Source organism: Streptomyces sp. NPDC040432 (genome assembly GCF_055595445.1).
In genome coordinates this window covers 47,642-65,723 of the sequence record NZ_JBVIVP010000008.1, presented here as the reverse complement: position 1 = coordinate 65,723, position 18,082 = coordinate 47,642, and the positions used below count along the sequence as shown (strand labels likewise).

Genomic DNA, 18,082 nt, shown 5'->3' with positions numbered 1-18,082 from the left:
ACCGGTCAAGGCTGCCGACCGCTTTTCTTTTGCCTTTCATTAAGTAGGGAGGTGGGAGTGGGTGGGCTTCCCCCGGAGCGCGTGGGGAGCAGCGCGTAGGGTTCGGGCTATGAGCAATCGGGGGCCGACGCTGGAAGACGTGGCACGCAAGGCGGGGGTGTCCCGGGCGACGGTGTCGCGGGTGGTCAACGGGGTCCGCAATGTGGACCCGGACATCCAGGAACTCGTCCGGATCGCGGTCGAGCAGACGGGGTACAGGCCGAACCGGGCGGCTCGGTCCCTGGTCACCCGGCGGACCGAAACGGTCGCGCTGATCATCTCCGGTGCCGGGGACACCTTTGCCGCGCGCGTGTTCGCAGACCCGTTCTTCGGGCGGGTGGTCAGTGGAGTCGTGGGCCACCTGCGGGCGCACGCGATGCACCCGGTCATCCTGGTCGCCGAGTCCGAGGTGGCCAGGGAACAGGCGGTGGACTATCTGAGCCAGGGCACCGTGGACGGCGCCCTGGTCGTATCGATCCAATCCGGCGATCCGCTGCCCGCGATGCTCCTCGCCGCACGGATCCCCGTGGTGCTCTTCGCCCGTCCGGACCCCGAGCAGGCGGTGAGCTACGTCGACCTGGCCCATGCCGACGGCGCCCGGCTGGCCGCCGAACACCTCCTGGCCCGCGGATGCCGGCGGATCGCGACGATCTCCGCTCCCCAATCGATCCCGGCGGCCAAGGACAGGCTCGACGGATTCCTGGCAGCCCTGGCCTCGGCGGGCATCGGGGAGGTTCCGGTCGCCGAGGGAACCTTCACGGTGGACAGCGGCGCGGCGGCCATGGCCGGGCTGCTGGTCGAGCATCCGGACGTGGACGGCGTGTTCGCCGCGAACGACCTGATGGCCCAGGGCGCTTGCCAGGTCCTGCGCGAACAGGGCAAACGGGTGCCCGAGGACGTCGCCGTCGTCGGCTTCGACGATTCCAGCGTGGCCGAGACCTGCCGGCCCGCGTTGACGACGATCCGTCAGCCCGTGGAGAAGATGGCCGCGGAGATGGCACGCCTCCTGGCGGAACACGTCGGCGGCGCGCGCACGGAACCCGCCTCGGTCATCTTCGAGCCGGAGTTGGTCGTACGCGACTCGGCCTGACCCGCTTCCCGACGAAGCAGCCGATGTGGCGCGACCGAGCAGGCGGCCGGGGCCGCCGCGCGCGGGTGGGCCGGACGCCCGGCCGGGGATCCCGGCCGGGCGTCCGGCGTGTGGGGCGGGCGCCCGTGCCCGCCGGGTGCGAAACCGGCCGGGGTGCGGGCCCGTTCGCCGGACCTACGCGTGGAGCCCGCGGTGCGCGCGGACGATGTCGGCGTAGCGGCGGCCGCTGGTCTTCACGGTGCGCTTCTGGGTCCCGTAGTCGACGTGGACGAGACCGAAGCGCTTGTCGTAGCCGTAGGCCCACTCGAAGTTGTCGAGCAGGGACCAGGCGTAGTAACCGGCCAACGGAGCACCCCGGCGGACGGCGCGGGCACAGGCTGCCAGGTGCTGTTCGAGGTAGGCGGTGCGCTCCGGGTCGTCCACCGCGCCGTCGGGGCCGACGGTGTCGGGGAACGCGGAGCCGTTCTCGGTGACGTAGAGCTTGCGCACCCCGTAGTCGTCGGTGAGGCGCAGCAGCAGGGATTCGAGGCCGTTGGCGTCGATCTGCCAGTCCAGGCCGGTGCGCGGCACGTCCGGGAGACGGACCTCGCGGGCGAAGGGAACCGGGCCGTCCGGGTCGTCGGTGACGGTCGCGGGGAAGTAGTAGTTGAGGCCGTGCCAGTCGAGGGGCGAGGCAATGGTCTCCAGGTCGCCGGCGTGCTCGGGCAGTTCCACGCCGTACAGCTCTCGCATGTCGGCGGGGAATCCGCGGCCGTGGACGGGGTCGAGCCACCAGCGGTTGGTGTGTCCGTCCATGCGGACGGCCGCGGCGAGGTCCTTGGGGCGGTCCGTGGCGGGTACCACCGTGGAGTGGTTGGTGACGAGGCCGATCCGCGCGCCGGGTGCCGCCGCGCGCAGGGCCTGGGTGGACAGGCCATGGCCGAGCAACAGGTGGTAGGAGGCGCGGACGGCGGCGGTCAGGTCGGTCAGGCCAGGGGCCATGCGGCCTTCCAGGTGGCCGATCCAGCCGGAGCAGAGCGGTTCGTTGAGGGTGGCCCACTGGGTGACGCGGTCGCCGAGGCGCTCCGCGACCACGGTCGTGTAGGTGGCGAGGTGTTCGGCGGTCTCGCGGACGGTCCAGCCGCCGCGGTCCTGGAGGGCCTGGGGGAGGTCCCAGTGGTAGAGGGTCACCGAGGGGGTGATGCCGGCTTCCAGGAGCCCGTCGATCACCTTGTCGTAGAAGTCGAGACCACGGGCGTTGACCGGTCCGGAGCCGTCGGGAACGATGCGGGGCCAGGCGATCGACATGCGGTAGGCGTCGGTGCCGAGCTCCTTCATGAGGGCGATGTCCTGCGGCCAGCGGTGGTAGTGGTCGCAGGCCTCGTCCCCGGTGTCACCGTTGTCGACCTTGCCGGGGGTGTGGGAGAACGTGTCCCAGATGGACGGTCCGCGGCCGTCCTCCTTGACGGCTCCCTCTATTTGATAGGCGGAAGTGGCCGTGCCCCAGGTGAAGTCCTGAGGGAAGGCGCCGAGGTCAATGGAATCCGACACAGCAGACCTTTCGGAGAGACGTGTGAGCAGGGCCGCGCGACGGCGCCGGCGGTCAGCCCGGAGCCGGGGCGGCGATGGAGGAGAGTTGACGAGGGCTGCCCGGAGGCGCCGTCGGTCGGTCCGCCGACGGGACGGCGCCGGACGAGGGCGGGAAGGGCTGTTCGGAGGGCTATTTGACGGCGCCGGCGGTCAGTCCGGTGACGAGGTAGCGCTGGAGGAGGAGGAAGCCACCGACCACCGGCAGGCTCACGACGAGCGAGGCTGCCATGATCTGGTTCCAGTACACGTCGTTCAGCGTCGAGTAGCCCTGCAGGCCCACCGCGAGGGTGCGGGTCTCGTCGTTGGTCATGACCGAGGCGAAGAGCACTTCCCCCCAGGCGGTCATGAAGGCGTAGACGGCGACGGCGACGATGCCCGGGATCGCGGCGGGCACGATGACGCGGAAGAGGGCGCCGAGCGGACCGCACCCGTCGACCTTGGCGGCCTCGTCGAGGTCCCGGGGGACCGAGTCGAAGTACCCGATCAGCATCCAGATCGAGAACGGCAGCGAGAACGTCATGTACGTCAGGATCAGTCCGAACCGCGAACCGAACAGCGCGATCCCGGTGACATCGCCGAGGTTGACGTAGATGAGGAACAGCGGCAGCAGGAAGAGGATGCCGGGGAACATCTGCGTCGACAGCACCGTGACGGTGAAGACCCGCTTGCCCCGGAAGGAGTAGCGGCTGACGGCGTAGGCCGCGAAGATCGCGATGACGACCGAGAACACGGTCGCGGAGCCGGCCACGATCAGCGAGTTCACGAAGTAGTCGCCCAGGGGGACCGTCTTCCAGATGTCGAAGTATGGCCCGATCGTGAGGTTCGAGGGGATCCACTGGAACTTCCCCGAGACGTCCTGGAGCGGCTTGAGGGAACTGGAGATCATGACGTACACGGGCAGCAGGACGAACCCGGTGAGCAGCGTCAGGAACACCAGTCGGCTCACGAGGAACGACCTGGGCGGTGCCATGGGCGACCGGGGCCGCACTGCCCGGGTGTGGTCAGGCATCGGAGGCGCTCCTTCCTCGGGAGGTGAACAGCAGGTACAGGCTCGTCACCAGGAGCAGGAACAGCAGCAGCAGGACGGACATCGCCGAGCCGGTGCCGAAGTTCCAGGTCTGGAACGAGGACTGGTAGATGTGGAGGGAGATCAGGTCGGCCGAGGCCGGCGCCGACTTGCCGAAGAGGACGAACGGCGTGTTGAAGTCGTTGAACGTCCACAGGAACAGCACCAGGACCAGGACCTGGTTGACCGGGCGCAGTGACGGGAGCGTGATGCGGCGGATCTGCTGCCAGACGCCCGCCCCGTCCAGGGCCGCAGCCTCGTAGATCTCGCGCGGGATGTTCTGCAGGCCGGCCATCATGATGAGGAAGGCGAAGGGCCAGCCCTTCCAGACGGAGACGACGAGCAGGGTGACGAAGGCGTTGTCGCCGATGAGCCAGAACGGTGGGCTGTCGGTGAGTCCGAGCTGGTCGTGGATGACGTGGTTGACCATGCCGTTGTCGCGCTGGAACATGAAGGCCCAGGTGATCACGGCGGCGTAGACGGGCAGCGCGTACGGCACCAGGAAGATGGTGCGCAGGACGCCCCGGCCCTTGAACGTCTCCTGCATGAAGATCGCGGCCGCCGCGCCGATCAGCCAGCACAGCCCCACCGAGAAGAGGGTGAACAGGCACGTGGTGAGGAACGAACCGAGCAGTGCCCGGCCGACCGGTGCGTCGAAGTCGACGGTCAGGGAGTAGTTGTCCAGGCCCGCCCAGGGCGCGCCGGACCAGTTGCGGAGATGGAACTGCGTGAGTTCCCGGAAACTGGCGGCGATACCGATCAGCATCGGGATCAGGTGGACCAGGAGCTCAAGAACCAGAGCGGGGAGCAGCAGCAGGTACGGCAGGGAGATGCGGCGGAGCCACCCGGGGCGGCGCGTGCGGGGCGCCGCCCCGGGGGTGTCCTTCCGTACCGTCCGCCTGCCCGCTTCGGGGGGTGCGGTGGTGGTCATCGGATATCCCGTACCCAACCTACTTCGTGGACATCTGCTGCTGGGCCTTCTCCAGCTTGGCCTTCACCGACCCCGTCGTCACCGGCCGGCCGGCCGCCGCGTCGGCGAACAGCTCCTTGACCGCGGTGCCCACCACGGTCTCGAACTGCGATTCCTCGGGGACCTGCGGAAGGGCGGAGGCGCTCTTGGTGAGGGTGTCGCGCAGGACCGCCAAGGCCGGGGTGTTGAACGCGGGGTCCGTCTGCGCGGACTTGACCGGCGGGATGGAGCCGTAGGCCTTGTTGAGGATCTTCTGCTCCTCGTCGCCGGTCATGAAGTCGACGAACTTCGTCGCGCCGTCGATGTTCTTGGTGTTCTTGAAGACGGCCATGTTGATGCCGGCGACCATCGAGTTGGTGGACGTACCCGTCCCCGGTGCGCCGGACTGCACGGGCGCGGGGACGACGCCCCACTCGTCCTCCTTCATGCCCTGTGCGGCGAAGGTGGCCGACGCGGTCTGCCACAGCAGCATGGCGGTCCTGCCCTTGGCGAAGTCGCTCAACGACTGGTTCTGCGCGTACTCGGCGTTGCCCTTGGCGACGATCTGCGCGTCGGCCATCAGGTCCACGTACTGCTTGACGGCCTTGACCGCGCCGTCGGAGGCGAAGTCGGCCTTGCCGTCCGCGGTGAAGAAGTCCGCGCCGTGCTGCTTGCCCAGGACGTAGACCTGGTGGATGTTGTTGGACAGGTTGGAGCCCTCGACACCGAACCCGGCCTTGCCGTCCTTGGTCAGCTGCTTGCCCGTGGCCACCAACTCGTCCCAGGTGGTCGGCGGCTGGGCGACGCCCGCGTCGGCGAACGCCTTCTTGTTGTAGTAGAGCGCGTAGGCCATGGAGTACAGCGGGACGGCCGCCGGGTCCTGGCCCTGGGCCCCGGTGGAGCCCAGGGCCGACTCCACGAACCTGTCCTTGCCGCCGATCTTCTCGAAGTTCTTCGCGTCCCACGGGAGCAGCGCACCGCTCGCTTGCAGCGAGGCGCTCCAGGTGTTGCCGATGTTGAGGACGTCGGGGCCCTGACCGGAGGTGGTCGCGGTCAGGATGCGGGTGAGGAGGTCACCCCACGGCACGACCTCCAGCTTGACCTTGATGCCCGTCAGCTTCTCGAACTTGTCGAGCTCCGGCTGGAGGACCTGCTTGTCGACCTCGATGCTCGAACCCTGGTTGGAGGCCCAGTAGGTCAGCGTCTTCGGCTGCTCGTTGGACCCGCTCCCGCCGGTGGAACCGCCACCGCAGCCGACGGCCCCGAGGGCGAGGGAGAGGGTGATGGCGCCGACCGCTGCGACTCTGATTCTGCGCATGGCTCCATGGGCCTTTCAGGAAGGGACGGGATGCCTGCTGCGGACCGGGAGCGGACGTTCCGCGGCGCGCCCCCAAAACCGCATGGCTTAATTTAGGATGTGAGTTAAACCTCAAGCGAAGGACTCGTCAAGAGCGTTCACGCAGGTATCTTGCAGTCATGGGCATCGGAGTCAGGGGGCAGAGTGCGAGTGCGTAGCGGCCGAACAGTGCGTGACCTGCGGCGGGAGAACCGGACCGCCGTACTGGAACAGTTGTACTTCGACGGCCCCCTGAGCCGGTTCTCGTTGGGACCCGCCACCGGGCTGAGTTCCGGATCGATCAGCAACGTCGTCGCGGAGCTGGTCGGCGACGGCCTGGTCGAGGAGGCCGGGAGCGTCGAGTCCGCGGGCGGACGCCCCCGGACCCTGCTCCGCGTCAGCCCGGACAGCGGTTACATGATCGGCGTGGACGTGGGGGAGACCCGTGTCCGGGTCGAGCTCTTCGACCTGACCCTGACCGAACTCGCACGCGTGGAGCGGCCCCTGGAGGCGGCGGGACCCCGCCGCATCGACCGTTACGACGTCGCCGTCGTCGTGCAGCACCTGCGCGAAGGCATCGCCGAGGTCCTGCGCGCGGCCGGCATCGCCCCCGAGCGGCTGCTCGGCGTCGGCATCGGCGTTCCCGGCATCGTGGCCAGGACCGACGACGGCGCCGTCGTCCACGGCCAGACCATCGGATGGGACGCGGTTCACCTGGAGCGCATGCTGCGCGACTCCCACCTGCTGCCCGAAACCGTCCCGTACTACGTCGACAACGGGGCCAAGACCCTCGGCCAGGCCGAAATGTGGTTCGGCGCCGGGCGCGGGGCGAGCAACGCCGTCGTCGTGCTCTTCGGTTCGGGCGTCGGCGCCTGCGTGGTCAGCGACGACACCCGCACCGGCCGTGCCATCGAGTGGGGCCACCTGACGGTGCGCGTCCGCGGGCGCCGCTGCCGCTGCGGCGCCCAGGGCTGCCTGGAGGCGTACGCGGGAGCCGAAGCGCTCCTGGAACGCTGGGCCGAGGCCGGTGGCCGCCCCCCGGCCGGCGCGGACGAGGAGACCGCCCTGACCGCCATGCTCGCCGCCGCGTACCCCTCCATGGGCGCCGACGGCTCCACCCCGCAGGCCGACATGACGGCCCTGGCCGTCCTGGAGGAGACCGCCGAGTACCTGGGCGCGGGATTCGCCGACCTGATCAACCTGTTCCAGCCCGAACGCATCCTCGTCGGCGGCTGGGCCGGACTCCAGCTCGGCACTCGCTTCCTGGACTCCGTACGGTCCTACGCCACGTCCTACGCCCTGTCCCATCCGGCGGCCAACGTCCGCATCGACCTCGGCACGTTCGGCCCCGACGCCGTCACCGTCGGCGCGGGAATCCTGCCGCTCGCCGACTTCTTCGCCCGCGGCGGCCACCGCACGGAACCCGAACGCGAGGAGCCCCTCCCGGCCTGGCGCACCACATTGCAGGAACGAGCGGCCCACTGAACCCTGCCCGATCCCCGACCCGGAGCACCCGGCTCACGCCTCCGGCGACCAGGGCGCGGAGCGCAGGTGGGCGATGGCGTGCCGGGTTCGTCGCTCGGGGCGTTCGTCGGCGGCTTTGCCGATCGCGACCATGCAGACGATCGCCCATCCGGGGTTCGGGGCCAGTTCCTTGGTGAGTCCTTCGAGGTCGAAGGCGCGGAATTGGTGTGCGGCCAGTTCCATCGCCTGGGCCTGGACGGTCATGTGGGCGATGGCCTGGCCGAGGTCGTAGTCCGCGAACTCGGAGTAGGGCAGTTGGGTGCCGTCGACGTGGCGGCGCGTCAGTGCGACGACGAGGAGGGCGGCATCCAGGGCCCAGCGGGCCGAGCTCGGCGCCAGATGGGGGACCAGCCGTTCGTGCGCGCGCTCGGTGGGCCTGCCGGTGAAGAACCCCCAGGGCTGGGAGTTGCCGGCCGAGGGTGCCCATCGCGCGGCTTCCAGGAGCAGGTCGAGGGTGTGGTCGTCGACGACCGACGACGGGTCGAACCGCGAGGGACTGAAGCGCTCTGCGAGCAGGGGGTGTATGCCGCTGGACGGCTCATGCGGAAGGGACACGTTCGGCTGCAACCGGGCACTGCGGGCGGTCATTCCCCGCAGGCGGGCCCGCGCCGGGTTCTGCCGCCGCTTCGCCGGCCTCACCGGCGCCCGAGCCTTCGGCCTCCCCTATGTAACGGAGTCCTCCTCGAATCCCACACCCCGCGGTGCGTAAGCCCTGAAAAGCGACAAATTACCCTTGCGTGGCGACTCCACCTCGGTCGCGGTGCTTGAATGGACCGTCGTTCCTGGTCCCGCAAGGAGAAGCATCGTGCCCCTGGTGTCTGTCGTGATGCCCGTGTACAACTCGGCCGCCACCCTCGGCGCAGCCGTCCGTTCGGTGCTCACACAGACCCACGTCGATCTGGAACTGTTGGTCACCGACGACCGGTCCACCGATGACTCCATGGACCTGCTCCGTGCGTTCGCCGAGCAGGACGAGCGGGTCCTGCCCCGGTCGGCACCCGAGCAGGGCGGCGCCGGCCGGGCCCGCAACCTCGCGATCGAGCGGGCCCGCGGCGACTACATCGCCTTCCTCGACAGCGACGACATGTGGCTCCCGGAGAAGACCGAGAAGCAGCTCGCCTTCGCCAGGGAGGGCACCGCACCCCTGACGTTCACCTCGTACTTCAAGATGGACGCCGACCACGACGGCGAGAGCACCGACTGGGTCCCCAACGGTCGGGTCATCCGTGCGCGGGAGCACGTGGACTACCGCGCGATGCTGATCCAGGACCACATCGGCGCTCTCACCGCCATGTACGACCGCAACGTCCTGGGCACCAGGCTGATGCCGGAGATGCGCAAGCGCCAGGACTACGCGCTGTGGCTGTCGATCATGCGGGACGGCGCTGATGCCCGGGGTCTCGTCGAGCCGCTCGCCGTGTACCGGGCCCACCAGGCGGGATCGCTGTCCTCCAACAAGATGTCCCTGGTCAAGTACAACTGGTCGCTGTACCGCGAGCACGAGCAACTGTCCGTCCTGAGGGCGACGCGCGCGCTGGCCGGCGCCGTGCGGCAGTCACTGCGCAACTCGCGCGTCTAGGCCGTCCCCTCAGGACCTGCCCGGACCAGCCGGGACCGGATGAAGCCGAGGGACCGCGCCGCCGTTCGGCTCGACCGGGCGGTGGCGCGGGCCGGCGTAATGGCCTCGAACACGGAGCGCCGCCGCGCCGCCCACCGGGCGTCCTCGGCGCCGGGCGGCGCCCGATCGGATATCGGTTCGTCGGCGCTTGGGACGTTCGAGGGAACTCAAAGACTCACGTGCTTCCCTCTCGGAGCCCCTGCGCGGCCCGGAGGCGCTCGATCTGCCGGAGGGAGGCCGCTTCGGACAAACGCGGGTACGGCTCCGGACCCGCGCCGGACAGGTCGGAGATGCACGATCCGACCCGGGTGACGATGCGGTCGATGACGTGGGCGGGCTCTGTGGAACCATCGTCGAGGGTGGTCAAGCGGATGCGGATCGTGTCCTCGGGAAAGCCGGCACCGTCGAGTTCCTCGTACCGCAGGGTCGTCAGAGTGCCGTTGTCATGGATGGTGGGGCAGCCCGCGACCGCCGAGCGGAGTTGGGCGAACGTCGTCTCCGCCGTCTCATGGGACGCGAGGAAGTTCACGTTCGGTGAGCCCGGCTCCGTGTTGGTGAAACTCTGCGTGACGGCGGCCCGGGCGCCCCGCTGGCTCGACAGGGCCCATACGGCGGTACAAGGGGCGGACAACTCAGCCGGTGACAGTGGCGTCAGCTCGCCGGGGTGCCGTTCGGTGCTTCCGTGGTCCCCCTCCGCCACCCCGGGGATCTCGCCCGGCTGCAGTGCCAGCTGACGCAGTCGGGCGGTGTCGGGAATCTCGCCCGCAGCCCCGGGTGTGGGGAGGGCCACCGCAACGGGGGGCGAGGACGGTGGCATCGCCTGCGAGGAGGACGGGGCGCCGGATGCCCGCGTCCCCGTGGACGGTGAGCCGCCACCTTCGGTGCTCGGGACACCGGAGCACCCGGAGACGACGAGGCAGCCGACGGCCACCGCAACGGCAGACATACGACGCCTGAACATGTGGATCCCCCCGGAACGAACGGATCAGCATGATCCGCCCCGCACTGTAGCCCTGCATCCCCCACTTCTTGCGGGCGGGTGTGCCACAACCCGGGCAGCCCGCGACGGGGGCCGATCCGTGTGGGTGGACCGCACCATCCGGGCCCGCCGGCTCACCGGAGTCGGCAGGCGCTGACCCGCGCGTCTCGGTGCCGCGGCACCGACCCCGGTCGGCACCATCAGCGACGTCAGCGGACCGGACGCAGGGCGGCCAGGTCGCGGGCGGCGAGTTCGGGGCGCGAGGCCAGGGAGGTGTGTACCGCTTCCAGGACCGGCAGTACGGCGTGGTCGAGGGCCAGCGCCACGTCCTTGGCGGCCAGCGCCACAGGGAAGTGGGAGCCCTCGGCGTAGGCCCGGGCCACCGCACCGGCCAGCGGACCGCGGGCCAGCTCCGAGCGCAGCAACTCCTCGGGCAGGCCCAACGAGGCGCCGAGCCGGAGAACTTCGGTGACCAGGGCGACCCCGCCGATGGCCGCGTTGATCAGTACCAGCTTGAGCGCGGCGCCGGAGCCCACCGGACCGCACTCGGTCACCTCGCCGAGGGTGTCCAGGACCGACCGGACCGGTCCGGGCAACGGGCCACCGGCCAGCACCCACAGCTCGCCGGATGCGGCCCGGTCCACGCTGCCCATGACCGGGGCGTCGGTGAACAGGACCCCGGAGGGCAACCGCTCCGCCAAGTCACGTACGGCCTCCGGGCCGACGGTGGAGGTGTCGATCCAGTGGACGCCGGGCCGCAGGGTTGGCAGCAGGTCCTCGGCGACTGCGCGCAGGGCCGCCGGGTCGGCGAGCATCGTGACCACGACGTCCGCCTCACGGACCGCCTCGGCGGGGGTGGCGGCAGGGACCGCGCCGGCGTCGACGAGCGCGCGGGCCTTGACCGGGGAGCGGTTCCAAACGGTCAGCCGATGGCCGGCGGCGAGCAGTCGGCGGGCCATCGGGGTGCCCATGCTCCCCAGGCCGAGGAAGGCGATGTGCGGCGAGTCGCCGGTGGTGGTGTCCATGGCATCGACGCTAGGACCACCCCGGTCATGCGACAAGCGAATGAATAGCATGGTAGCCATGCCGATACCGCATGACCTCTACGAGGTCTTCCGCAGCGTGGCGAGCCACGGATCCTTCACCGCCGCGGCCGGGGTCCTGGGCTACACCCAGTCCGCGGTGTCCCGTCAGATACAGACGCTCGAAGAGGAGTGGGGCACCCCACTCTTCGACCGGCTGCCGCGCGGGGTCCGGCTCACCGAAGCCGGTCGGGCCCTGCTGCCGCACGCCGAGGCCATCGACGAGCGGCTCCGCACCGCCCGCGCCGAGCTGGACGCGCTGCGCGCCCTGGACGGCGGCCGGCTGCGGATCGGTTCGTTCTCCACGGCCGACGCCGCCCTGCTGCCCCGGACCCTCGCGGCGTTCCGGAGGCGGCACCCCGCCGTGCGGGTGACCCGTACCGAGGGAGGATCCGCCCGGCAACTGGCCCTCCTGGCAGCCGGGGAGCTGGATCTCGGCGTGGTCGGGACGGCCTGTGGCCGACCGTTGGAGGGGTGCGCACTGCACCACCTGCTGGACGAGCGGATGTACGTGGCGGTCCACCGCGGCCACGCGCTGGCCGGGCGGCGCTCGGCCCGGATGGCCGAGTTCGCGGGGGAGGAGTGGATCGCGGCGAGCGTTCGCCCCGAGGAAACCTTGATGGCCGGTGTCCCGGCTGAGGACTTCCAGCCCCGGATGGGATTTCTGGCCGCCGATTGGATCGCGAAGCAGGGCTTCGTGGCGGCCGGCCTGGGCGTCACCCTGGTACCCGAGCTGGCGGCCTCCTCGGCCCGCTCCGACATCGTCCTGGTCCCGCTGCGGGCACAGGACTCCCCGCGCCGCGCGGTGTACGCGGCGACCCCCCGCGGTTCTGCTCCCGCTCCCGCCACGACAGCCTTCCTGACGCTCCTGCGCACCGTGGCCGCCGAGTTGACCGCTCACCGAGTCGGCCCCGCACGCCGGCCCGGGCGGGAGCAGACCGACTCCTGACGGCGCCGGAGTGTCCGCAGCCGGCCCTCGAACGGGCGGCTCCGATGTCGAACTGAAGATCGTCCGCCTGTAGGCTCCGTCCGCAACACGACGCGAGGGGGAACGCGGTGGCGCGGGTTGCGGTGGTCGGTGGGGGAATCAGCGGGCTGGGGACAGCGCTCATGCTGGGCAGACGAGGCCATGCGGTCACGCTGTTCGAGCAGGCCGCACGTCAAGCCCGGGACGACTTGGACGAGGACTTCTTCCACTGGAACAGGCCCCGGGTCCCACAGGCCAACCATCCCCACTCGTTCCTCGCGCCCGTTCGTACCGTGCTGCGTGCCGAGACCCCCGATGTCTTCTCGGACCTGCTTGCACGCGGCGCCCGGGAGTACCACGACTTCGACTGGTTCGATGAGCATCCGCCGCAGCGGACCGGCGACGAGGACCTGGTGACCCTGCGTACCCGCCGCATCGTGCTGGAGGCCGCCCTGAGCGCCGCCGTGAGGCGGGAACCCTCGGTCGAGATGCGGCAAGGCTGCCGGGTGGACGCCCTCACCTTCGCCGAGGGCAGCCCCACCCGGGTCACGGGGGTGCGAGTGGGCCAGGAGACGCAGCACGCGGACCTCGTCGTCGACGCGGCCGGCCGCCGCTCACGGGTCCCCGCCTGGCTGACCGCCGCCGGCTGCCGCCCGCCCGTCGTCGACAGCCACCGCACCGGGATCGCCTACCTGTGCCGCTGGTACCGCCTGCGCGCCGACGGCCCACGCGACCCCGGACGGGTGAGGACCGGCTCGGCGGCACCCTTCGCCCTCGCCGGGGTCTTCCCTTCCGACAACGACGTCTTCGCGGCGCACCTGGTGCTCCCCACGAGCGATCCCACCCGCGGCGCGCTCACCGACCCGGCCGTGTTCGAGGCGATCGCCCGCCTCTTCCCCGCCACCGCCGCCTGGCTCGACCTGGCCCCCGAACCGCAGACGGCCGTCCTGGCGATGGCCGGCCTGGACAACCGTTGGACCTCCCTCTCCGACGATGCCGGACCTGTCGTCACCGGCCTGGTCAACGTCGGTGACAGCCTCATCCACACCAACCCCACCTCGGGCCATGGCGTCGCCCTCGGCCTGCGCGCCGCCCAGTACCTCGCCGCCCACGTCGAACGGATCGCCGCGGACCCCGCCGGCTACCACGCCTGGACAGCACAGCACCTCCGCCCCTTGTTCGACACGCAGGTGGCGGCCGATCGCGCCAATGAGCGACGCCTCCGGGAGGGCGCGCCACCCCCGGATCGACGGGCCGCCGCCCTGGCCGCGTGTGCCTTCGACGATCCCGTCGTCATGCGGGCCCGCGCACGGGCGCGCCATCTGCTGGAACCGGCCGGCGATGCCTACGGCACCGACGAAGTGGACCGAGCCGTCACCCGATGGCTCGCCGTCCGCCCGGACTTCACCCCAGCTCATGACGGTCCGACACGTGATCAGTGGAACGCACTCATACCGAGCTGAACGCGGCACCGGAACGACGACGCAACAGCGACCGGGCCGGGGACGGCCGCGGTCGACGAGCCGCCCCGGAAGCTGATGCCGCTCGTAGGTGCGCCGCCCTGGGCCCCCACCCCGACCGCGATGGCGTCACCACCGCCCGAGGCCGTCGCCTTGCGTGAGCAGCTCGTCTCCTTCCTCACGTTGGCCGCGGATCCGGCCCACCCCGGGGCTGAGCGTTGGTTCCCGGGCGGGGCCCGGTAACCGGACGGCTTCACCTACAGCCCCCTTTCCGTCATCGACCCCGGCTCGGGTCGGATGGACGGGACCGCACGGGTCCATCATCGGCAACTCTCCGAGGCCGACAGGGACACGGTGTTGGCCGGCGTGTCGCGCAACGGACTGGTCGTCCCGTCTACGTTGGAGATCACCTCGGCATCGAGGGCAGACCGGGAATGAACCCTGAACTTCGAACTCAGGGCCAAGCCGGACCTTCTGGTGACGGGTGAGGCCGCGTTCACCACACGGGACACCACGGACCCGGTCATCCTGCGCCTCACCTACGACCGCTGACACTCCGGTCCGCGGGGCCGGCAGGTCACCACGCGTCAACCCGCGCTCGGCGCGAGTCCGATGCGGTGGGCGAGGACGACGGCCTGGACGCGGTCGCGCAGGGCCAGTTTGGTCAGGATCCGGGACACGTACGTCTTGACCGTCTCGGGAGCGATGAACAGCGCTTCGGCGATCTCGGTGTTCGACAGTCCCTCCGCGAGCCGGCGCAGGACGTCGAGCTCGCGCGGTGTGAGGGAGCCGACGACGGTCTCCCGGGCCGCGCGGTGGCTGCCGGCCGGGCGGAGGTGGGAGGCGTAATGGCCGATGAGGTGGCGGGTGACGGCGGGGGCCAGCAGGGCATCGCCGCGGGCGACGGTCCGGATGCCGTGGATCATCTCGGCGGGCGGCGCGTCCTTGAGGAGGAAGCCGCTGGCTCCGGCGTGCAGGGCGTCGTAGACGTGGGCATCGACGTTGAAGGTGGTGACGACCAGTACTTTCGGCGGGTCCTCGGCGTCGGGACCCGCCAGTTGCCGGGTTGCCCGGATGCCGTCGAGGAGGGGCATCCTGATGTCCATCACCACCACGTCGGGGCGCAGAAGCCGAGCCGCTCGGACCGCTTCGTGCCCGTTCTCGGCCTCGCCGACGACTTCGAGGTCGGGCTGCGCGGAGAAGATGGTGACGTAGCCGGTGCGTACGAGCGCCTGGTCGTCGCAGACCAGCACGCGGATGGGGGAGGGCGTTTCGGGCACGGTCTACTCCTGGGCGGCCTTGGACGGGATGACGGCGTGGACTTCGAACCCGCCGTCCGGACGGGCTGCCGCCCGCAGCCGACCACCGGCCAGCTGTACCCGCGTGCGCATCCCGGCGAGTCCGCGGCCGCCCTTCGGGTCCGCCCCGGGTGGGGGAGGGGCGCCGGTCGGGGTGCGGGTCGGTCCGGCCGTCGTCACCGTGACGTCGAGGTGTTCCTCGTGATGCTCGACCACGACGTCGGTGGGTGATCCGGGCGCGTGCTTGAGCGCGTTGGTGAGGGCCTCCTGGACGACCCGGTAGGCGGCCGGGTCCACGTCGACGGACCGTCCCCGAGGGGTGCCCCGCTCATGGAAGCGGACGGGCTGACCGGACCGTCGGGCCTGCGCGACCAGGTCCTCTACCCGGCCCAGGGTGGGCGCCCGGTGCGGCTCTTCCGGACGGACGGACGCGGCGTCGCCGGTCGCCTCCAGGACACCGAGGAGGTGGCGCAGCTCGGTGAGCGCCTGGCGGCCCGTCCCACTGATGGACGAGAGACCGTCGCCCGCCTTGTCGGGCGCGCGCGCGAGGAGGAACTGCGCGGCGTCGGCCTGGATGACCATGGCCGTCACATGGTGGGTGACCACGTCGTGCAGTTCGCGGGCGATCCGGGCGCGCTCGGCCGCCGTGGCCGCTTCACCGGCCAGGCGGTGGCGCCGCTCCTCCCGCGCTCGTCGTGTGCGCACCGTGCTCCCCACGATCCAGAAGGCGGCCAGGGCCACGTAGAACGCGGCGAAGTCCGCAGTGCCCTGCGGTGAACCGCGTCCCGCCAACACCACCACCAGGACGGCGTAGCCCGCACTCACCACCCCCAGCAGGCTGCGACGACCGTGGCGCTGGTGGGCCCCGGCCGAGTACAGGGCCAGGTACAGCCCCAGGCCGGCGAACGTCGTCGGGAAACCGAGCGCCTGGTGCACGGCGAACGCGCAGGACACGACGGTCAGACAGACGACCGGGTTCGATCGCCGGACGGTCAGCGGCAACGTCTGGGCCAGGACCAGACAGGTTCCCAGCGGACCGACGGGGCGTGGTGGAAGGTCACCGATCTGCGCGCCGACGGTGGAGAGGGTCGGTACGAGAAGCGCCAGCAGGCCGCCCATGAGGGCCAAGGCGCCGTCCGTGACGAGGACGTCCTGCTGACGCTGTCGCCGGAACCCACGCGGCGCCACGAACAGGTCCGGTCTCCAGGTTGCCTGACGGAACGTCATTTCTGTCTCCTCGGGTCACCGCCCGCGGGTGGGTGCGGACCGGCGCGGCAGGAGTCTGCCACTCGCCCCGGCGAGGGAGAACAGCCGGGCGGCGATCAGCACACCCACCAGCACGCTCAGCAGACCCGCCTCAAGGCCGAAGCCACCGCCGGTCAGCCAGGTTCCGCCCCGCACGTCGACGCTGAACAGTCCCTCCGAGGCGTGCCCGGACACCGGAATGCCGAGCAGCCCCACGATCAGGTTCCAGGCGAAGTGCACCCCCACGACGAACCAGACGCTGCGCCGCCACAGGAACGCCGCACCCAGCATCACGCCCGCCTCCAGGGCGATCGCCACCGAACTCCACAGGGTCGCGTTCGGGGCGCTCCAGTGGGCGACGCCGAAGAACAGGCCGGTGATCACCAAGGCGACCCGGCTGCCCCACAGCTCCTCCAGCGCCTGCAGTGCCAGGCCGCGGAACATGAGCTCCTCCGTCACCGCCGCTGCGGCCTGCACCACGAACGTGCCGAGGAGGACGGTGAAGAAGCCGTGGCCGGCCCAGGAGAACGAGTACCCCCCGAACAACACGATCAGCAGCGTCGAGACCAGCACGAAGCCCAGACCGACCGCGCAGCCGAGCAACACCTCACGGCCGGCCCCGCGCCAGGCGAGCTCCGGCGTCGCACGCCGCGCGAGTCGGCGCATCACCAGCCAGTACACGACGACCGCGGCAGCCGCACCGAGCAGCGGAACCGGCCCGGGACCGGAGGCGGTCGGACCGGAGACCAGACCGACGCCGACCAGCCCGGCCGCCATCCACCCCAGCGGAGCCCGCGATATCCGCCGCACCCGGCCACCGGGATCGGACCCCGGGGCAGGGCCGCGGTCCGGACCGCTGTCCCCCGCGTACGTGGCATCGAACGGCGCTTCCATCGTGGGCCCTCCCGGGTTCGGCCGCACCCGCGGCGACCTGGACCCCACGCTAGGAACCGTGCGCCGCCGGCGGATCACCCGCGCCGGGGCAATGCCCGTAGCTCGCACGGGGGATGCGCCGAACCCGAACCCCGTGCACACGATCGGCCGCCGCCCCCCCGGGGGGACGCAGCCCGCGCCGCGTCATGGCGGGACGGCCCAAACGCCGGAAGGAGGAACGGGATCGGACGCACGGCGAAGGCGAGGACTGGGCCGGCAGGGCGGCGGACCTCGTTCAGCCCAGGTCGGCCAGCAGTCCGACCTCGGGGGCGAGCGCGCCGGCCTGGGCCAGGCTCCGGACGTCCGACTCGATCGTGTCCGGGTCGAGGACTCCGGTCCGTATGGCGTGGTGGCGCACCAGCGTCCAGAGGAAGACATCGGGGTCGTCGAACTGCGTGTGCGCCTCGATGGCCTCCTCCTCGTGGAACCAGAGCGCGACGCGTCCGTCGGCCAGTACGACGAAGTAGTTGCCCCCGCCGTCGGCGCCGAGGGACCAGACGTCTTCGTCCGAGAGCTCGTTCTCGTGGTCGGTGTCCAGGATCCGGCAGTCGTTGGCGGCGAACTCGAAGGCGTACGACCAGTCGGCGACGTCGAGGAGGGCGGGCAGTGTCCCCGCGCGGACCCGGCGGTCGAAGGCCGCGAGCGCGCTCGCGGCCGCGTGGGGGAGCCGGGCGAGGAACGGGCCGATCGGGCGGGCATCGGGAACGGCGGTCCGCTGCGCGTCGGGGAACCAGCGCGCGAGGTCCGCGTCCAGGTCCCGCTCGATGTATCCGGCCAGTTGATCAACGGTGAGTGCCATGCCGGGAGAGTAGGCGCTGACCGGCGGATCGGACCAGCCGCGGCCCGATCGAGCATACGGCGATGGCCCGTGCGGCAAACCGGTCGCTCGCTGCCGACGTCGAGGCACTCGGGAGCACCCGGCCACGG

General features: G+C 71.0%; 16 protein-coding genes. 5 read left to right on the top strand and 11 right to left on the bottom strand.

Translation table 11 applies throughout. The features are described from left to right. Positions 1–109: 109 nt before the first annotated feature. Positions 110–1,129 (top strand): LacI family DNA-binding transcriptional regulator, encoded by a 1,020-nt coding sequence (locus tag ACZ58N_RS19070; RefSeq protein ID WP_471160963.1) that lies wholly within the window; start codon positions 110–112, stop codon positions 1,127–1,129. Between the two features lie 174 nt (positions 1,130–1,303). Here ACZ58N_RS19070 and ACZ58N_RS19065 read toward each other — a convergent pair whose 3' ends face one another. The 4 genes from ACZ58N_RS19065 to ACZ58N_RS19050 all read right to left on the bottom strand — a co-directional run bounded on the left by ACZ58N_RS19065 (position 1,304) and on the right by ACZ58N_RS19050 (position 6,031). Further along, the gene (locus ACZ58N_RS19065; RefSeq protein WP_471160960.1) at positions 1,304–2,659 is read right to left on the bottom strand and encodes a GH1 family beta-glucosidase; all 1,356 of its coding nucleotides are present in this window, start codon (positions 2,657–2,659) and stop codon (positions 1,304–1,306) included. A 169-nt stretch (positions 2,660–2,828) separates the two neighbouring features. Then, positions 2,829–3,668: a carbohydrate ABC transporter permease gene (locus tag ACZ58N_RS19060; RefSeq protein WP_471161433.1), complete on the bottom strand. Its 840-nt coding sequence runs from the start codon at positions 3,666–3,668 to the stop codon at positions 2,829–2,831. A gap of 31 nt (positions 3,669–3,699) precedes the next feature. Then, on the bottom strand, positions 3,700–4,695 hold the full coding sequence (locus ACZ58N_RS19055) for a carbohydrate ABC transporter permease (RefSeq protein WP_471160958.1): 996 nt from the start codon (positions 4,693–4,695) through the stop codon (positions 3,700–3,702). Between the two features lie 19 nt (positions 4,696–4,714). After that, entirely contained in the window at positions 4,715–6,031 is a 1,317-nt protein-coding gene (locus ACZ58N_RS19050) for an ABC transporter substrate-binding protein (RefSeq protein ID WP_471160955.1), read from the bottom strand. Positions 6,032–6,214: 183 nt separating this feature from the next. On the opposite strand from ACZ58N_RS19050, the gene ACZ58N_RS19045 reads away from it, so the two are divergent. Continuing rightward, entirely contained in the window at positions 6,215–7,534 is a 1,320-nt protein-coding gene (locus tag ACZ58N_RS19045; protein ID WP_471160952.1) for an ROK family transcriptional regulator, read from the top strand. A gap of 33 nt (positions 7,535–7,567) precedes the next feature. On the opposite strand, the gene ACZ58N_RS19040 is transcribed toward ACZ58N_RS19045, so the two are convergent. Beyond that, positions 7,568–8,161: a nitroreductase family protein gene (locus ACZ58N_RS19040; RefSeq protein WP_471160948.1), complete on the bottom strand. Its 594-nt coding sequence runs from the start codon at positions 8,159–8,161 to the stop codon at positions 7,568–7,570. A 217-nt stretch (positions 8,162–8,378) separates the two neighbouring features. Between ACZ58N_RS19040 and ACZ58N_RS19035 the strand changes: the two genes are divergently transcribed. After that, complete coding sequence (locus tag ACZ58N_RS19035; RefSeq protein WP_471160946.1) at positions 8,379–9,152, top strand: glycosyltransferase family 2 protein; 774 nt, start codon at positions 8,379–8,381, stop codon at positions 9,150–9,152. A gap of 214 nt (positions 9,153–9,366) precedes the next feature. On the opposite strand, the gene ACZ58N_RS19030 is transcribed toward ACZ58N_RS19035, so the two are convergent. Both ACZ58N_RS19030 and ACZ58N_RS19025 read right to left on the bottom strand, forming a co-directional pair. Next, positions 9,367–10,137, bottom strand: coding sequence for a hypothetical protein (locus ACZ58N_RS19030; protein ID WP_471160943.1), 771 nt, complete (start codon positions 10,135–10,137; stop codon positions 9,367–9,369). Positions 10,138–10,379: 242 nt separating this feature from the next. Beyond that, positions 10,380–11,195 carry an NAD(P)-dependent oxidoreductase gene (locus tag ACZ58N_RS19025; RefSeq protein ID WP_471160940.1) on the bottom strand — a complete coding sequence of 272 codons (816 nt, stop codon included), beginning with the start codon at positions 11,193–11,195 and terminating at the stop codon, positions 10,380–10,382. A gap of 58 nt (positions 11,196–11,253) precedes the next feature. Here ACZ58N_RS19025 and ACZ58N_RS19020 point away from each other — a divergent pair, with 58 nt between their 5' ends. Next, positions 11,254–12,201, top strand: a complete 948-nt coding sequence (locus ACZ58N_RS19020; protein ID WP_471160937.1) for a LysR family transcriptional regulator — start codon at positions 11,254–11,256, stop codon at positions 12,199–12,201. Between the two features lie 107 nt (positions 12,202–12,308). Next, positions 12,309–13,682, top strand: coding sequence for an FAD-dependent oxidoreductase (locus ACZ58N_RS19015; protein WP_471160934.1), 1,374 nt, complete (start codon positions 12,309–12,311; stop codon positions 13,680–13,682). A gap of 584 nt (positions 13,683–14,266) precedes the next feature. On the opposite strand, the gene ACZ58N_RS19010 is transcribed toward ACZ58N_RS19015, so the two are convergent. From ACZ58N_RS19010 to ACZ58N_RS18995, 4 genes are all read right to left on the bottom strand, one after another. After that, positions 14,267–14,959, bottom strand: coding sequence for a response regulator (locus ACZ58N_RS19010; protein ID WP_471160931.1), 693 nt, complete (start codon positions 14,957–14,959; stop codon positions 14,267–14,269). 3 nt (positions 14,960–14,962) lie between these two features. Further along, on the bottom strand, positions 14,963–16,204 hold the full coding sequence (locus ACZ58N_RS19005) for a sensor histidine kinase (protein ID WP_471160928.1): 1,242 nt from the start codon (positions 16,202–16,204) through the stop codon (positions 14,963–14,965). Positions 16,205–16,219: 15 nt separating this feature from the next. Further along, positions 16,220–16,999: a lysostaphin resistance A-like protein gene (locus ACZ58N_RS19000; protein ID WP_471160925.1), complete on the bottom strand. Its 780-nt coding sequence runs from the start codon at positions 16,997–16,999 to the stop codon at positions 16,220–16,222. A 391-nt stretch (positions 17,000–17,390) separates the two neighbouring features. Then, complete coding sequence (locus ACZ58N_RS18995) at positions 17,391–17,954, bottom strand: hypothetical protein (RefSeq protein WP_471160923.1); 564 nt, start codon at positions 17,952–17,954, stop codon at positions 17,391–17,393. Positions 17,955–18,082: the final 128 nt, after the last annotated feature.

Bases quoted from the DNA above. Each gene is read 5' to 3' on its own strand.
- ACZ58N_RS19070 (WP_471160963.1), top strand. From the start codon at position 110: ATGAGCAATCGGGGGCCGACGCTGGAAGACGTGGCACGCAAGGCGGGG.
- ACZ58N_RS19060 (WP_471161433.1), bottom strand. From the start codon at position 3,668: ATGGCACCGCCCAGGTCGTTCCTCGTGAGCCGACTGGTGTTCCTGACG.
- ACZ58N_RS19055 (WP_471160958.1), bottom strand. From the start codon at position 4,695: ATGACCACCACCGCACCCCCCGAAGCGGGCAGGCGGACGGTACGGAAG.
- ACZ58N_RS19050 (WP_471160955.1), bottom strand. From the start codon at position 6,031: ATGCGCAGAATCAGAGTCGCAGCGGTCGGCGCCATCACCCTCTCCCTC.
- ACZ58N_RS19040 (WP_471160948.1), bottom strand. From the start codon at position 8,161: ATGACCGCCCGCAGTGCCCGGTTGCAGCCGAACGTGTCCCTTCCGCAT.
- ACZ58N_RS19030 (WP_471160943.1), bottom strand. From the start codon at position 10,137: ATGTCTGCCGTTGCGGTGGCCGTCGGCTGCCTCGTCGTCTCCGGGTGC.
- ACZ58N_RS19025 (WP_471160940.1), bottom strand. From the start codon at position 11,195: ATGGACACCACCACCGGCGACTCGCCGCACATCGCCTTCCTCGGCCTG.
- ACZ58N_RS19020 (WP_471160937.1), top strand. From the start codon at position 11,254: ATGCCGATACCGCATGACCTCTACGAGGTCTTCCGCAGCGTGGCGAGC.
- ACZ58N_RS19005 (WP_471160928.1), bottom strand. From the start codon at position 16,204: ATGACGTTCCGTCAGGCAACCTGGAGACCGGACCTGTTCGTGGCGCCG.
- ACZ58N_RS19000 (WP_471160925.1), bottom strand. From the start codon at position 16,999: ATGGCGGCCGGGCTGGTCGGCGTCGGTCTGGTCTCCGGTCCGACCGCC.
- ACZ58N_RS18995 (WP_471160923.1), bottom strand. From the start codon at position 17,954: ATGGCACTCACCGTTGATCAACTGGCCGGATACATCGAGCGGGACCTG.